The 363-nt window shown below is 37.5% G+C and carries 1 protein-coding gene; it reads left to right on the forward strand.

Annotated elements, in window-relative coordinates:
* Positions 1 to 43: 43 nt before the first annotated feature.
* Positions 44 to 363, forward strand: a 320-nt coding sequence (locus EMN46_RS19495) for a hypothetical protein (RefSeq protein ID WP_229130462.1), incomplete at its 3' end; no start/stop codon positions are given.

A 363-nucleotide genomic window follows, 5' to 3' on the forward strand; every position in this document is an offset into this window, starting at 1 on the left:
AATGATCTAGGTGTGAAAATTCAATTATTTTGGAGGGATTGATATGTCGCTACAGTGGGGAAGATTATGCCGGCTCACAATCCAAATTAATAAAGATGCTCCTGAGGCATTAGATCTATCAGACTTCCATATATATTTTCATATCTCCCAACCCACGACTGAAGCACCTAAGGCGGCTGAAATTTATATCTACAATATGTCTAAGGAAACGATGGATTTACTGTGTGGTATTGATGATCAGAAGATAGAAGGCCAAGTTATTCTTGAGGCTGGTTATGAAGATTCAGGTTTAGAAATCATATTTAAAGGTAAAGTCTTTCAGTATCGACGTGGTCGTGATAATCAAACAGATACATGGCTTTG

Source organism: Ancylomarina sp. 16SWW S1-10-2, from assembly GCF_009669305.1.
Taxonomy (GTDB): domain Bacteria; phylum Bacteroidota; class Bacteroidia; order Bacteroidales; family Marinifilaceae; genus Ancylomarina.